Origin of the sequence: Streptomyces sp. NPDC004667, from assembly GCF_040609475.1 — a bacterium.
Classification (GTDB): domain Bacteria; phylum Actinomycetota; class Actinomycetes; order Streptomycetales; family Streptomycetaceae; genus Streptomyces.
The window spans coordinates 1-2,272 of the sequence record NZ_JBEXKC010000237.1 but is presented as its reverse complement, the minus strand read 5'-3'; the positions used below and the strand labels follow the sequence as shown (position 1 = coordinate 2,272).

At 74.8% G+C, this 2,272-nt stretch carries 2 protein-coding genes; one reads left to right on the top strand and one right to left on the bottom strand.

Annotation, left to right across the window (positions count from 1 at the left end; all coding sequences use genetic code 11):
* Positions 1–1,167 (bottom strand): S8 family serine peptidase (locus ABZW32_RS39655; protein WP_356225756.1); only part of this gene is annotated, 1,167 nt, incomplete at its 3' end.
* A gap of 306 nt (positions 1,168–1,473) precedes the next feature.
* On the opposite strand from ABZW32_RS39655, the gene ABZW32_RS39650 reads away from it, so the two are divergent.
* Positions 1,474–2,187, top strand: coding sequence for a BTAD domain-containing putative transcriptional regulator (locus ABZW32_RS39650; RefSeq protein WP_356225754.1), 714 nt, complete (start codon positions 1,474–1,476; stop codon positions 2,185–2,187).
* Positions 2,188–2,272: the final 85 nt, after the last annotated feature.

Genomic DNA, 2,272 nt, shown 5'->3' with positions numbered 1-2,272 from the left:
CTGGGGCGGGGCGGCCGGCTGGGGCGGGGCGGCCGGCGGCGGGGGAAGTGCGCCGCCGTCGGCTGTGACACCGGCGGCGACCGGCGCCGATGCGGCGACCGGTACGGCGGCGGGGGCCGCGGGCGCGGCGGCCGGGGCCTCGTACGAGGCGGGGGCGACGGCCGGTGGCGCGGGAGCCCCCTGCGCAGCCGGAGGGGCAACGGGAGCAAGAGCGGGAACGGAAGCGGGAACGGGAGCGGAAGCGGAAGCGGAAGCGGGAGTGGTCACGGGTGTCTCCTCTTTCCTGGTGGTGATGAGGGCGTACGCCCGGGGGGTGTCGAGGCTGCCGCCGAGCCCGCGCCTGCAGGCCGGGGCCCCGGGGTCGGCGCAGTCGCCGGGGGCCGTCGCCGTCGCGATCAGCGCCTGCCCGGCGGCCTTCGGGTCAGCCGCCCCGCCGTCGGCCAGCTGGGCCGCGACGAGCAGCGCCGCGGTGCCGGTCACGAGGGGGGTGGCGAAGCTGCTTCCCGTCAGGGAGGCGAGGCCGCCGCCGGGTGCGGCGCTCTCGATGTCCTGCCCGGGGGCGAGGATTCCGTGGGTGCGGTAGGCGGCACCCCAGTTGCTGATGTCCAGCGGCCGACCGTCGGCGGCGGCGGCGCCGACGGCCAGGACGGAGGGTACGGCGGCCGGTACCTGGACGGTGTCGGCCCCGTCGTTTCCGGCGGCGGACACGACCAGGACTCCGCGGTCCTCGCAGAGCCGCAGGGCGCGGTCGAGGAGGGGGTCGGCCTGTCCGTCGGGGGCGCGTTCGCCGCCGCTGATGTTGATGACGTGCGCGCCCTCCTCGACGGCCCGTTCGATGGCGCGGGCCAGGTCGAGCTGCGGCACCCGGCCGTTGCCGTCGTCGCGGAAGACCGGCAGGAGCAGGCCGCGGCAGCGCGGGGCGAGTCCGTCGACGGAAGTGCCGGGGCCGCCGAAGATCAGGCCGGCGACGTGCGTACCGTGCCGGGACATCGGCCCCTGACCGGCGGGCTCCTGGACCAGGGTGTCCAGCCTCGTGAGGTCCGCGCCTGCGAAGCAGGGGTGGGACAGGTCGACGGGGCCGTCGAGCAGGGCCACGCAGACGCGCGGGTCCCCGAACGGTGCGTCCGGCCGTGCGCCGAGGTCCCCCAGGACGTCCCGAGGCCTCATATCGGACCTGCTTTCCGTGCCCGTGGGCACCGCGTACCGAAAGTCATGCCGAGTACGAGCGTCGGAGGGCCTCGTCCCCGGTCCGTCACCCGTAATGTCCAAACGTCGTCGTCACGGCGTCTTCGGAGCGTTTCCGGACCATTGCGGGAGCGTCTGTACGCCGGTCAGACCTGTGACTGCGGCGTGCCCGGAGCTCCGCGGAAATCGGGCGGGCGGCGCGGGACCGGGGCATCGGGGCGGTTGTGGGGGCTGCTGAAGGGGTGGGTGCGGATGCGTGGTCCACCTGCCGGTTGCAGAGTGAGGGATGTGTCTTCGAACGGCGTAGACCTTGAACTGCTCGGAGCCTTCGAGCTCTCGTACGCCGGATGCCGCATCCCCCTCCCTTCCGGGACACAGCGCCTGTTGGCGCTGCTCGCCCTGCACACGGCCGGTGTGTACCGGGGTGCGGCAGCCGAGCGACTGTGGCCCGACTGCAGCCCGAGCAGGGCGTCAGCGAACCTCAGGACCGCCCTGTGCCACGCGCGGCGCACGGCTCCCCTGCCCATGGTGGAGTGCGTGGACCACCGGCTGCTGCTCGCGCCGCTGGTGAACGTGGACCTGCACGGCGCGCGGTGGCGGGCGGCCCAGGACGCGACGGGCGACGGCCTGCCTCCCGCCCACGCGGAGGCGCTTTCGGCCATGCTCGGGAAGGAGCTGCTGCCGCGCTGGCCGGACGAGTGGCTCGTCCTGGAGCGGGAACGCTGGGACCATGTGCGGCTCCACGCCCTGGAGAGCCTGGCACAGCGGCTGCGGCGGGACGGGGAGTACCTGGCGGCCTTGCAGACGGCGCTGACGGCCACCGAGATCGACCCGATCCGGGAAACGGCGCACCGCATCCTCATCGAGATCCACATCGCGGAGGGCAACACGGCCTGCGCGGTGAAGCGCTACAAGGAGTACCAGCGGCTGCTGCGGCGTGAGCTGGAGGTGGATCCGTCCCCGCTCATGACGCGACTGGTCCAGGACCTCACTTCGGTCTGAGCGGGTGGCGTCCCGCGGTCGGCGGCGGGCGGTCGGCGGCGGGCGGTCGGCGGCGGGCGGTCGGCGGCGGGCGGTCGGCGGCGGG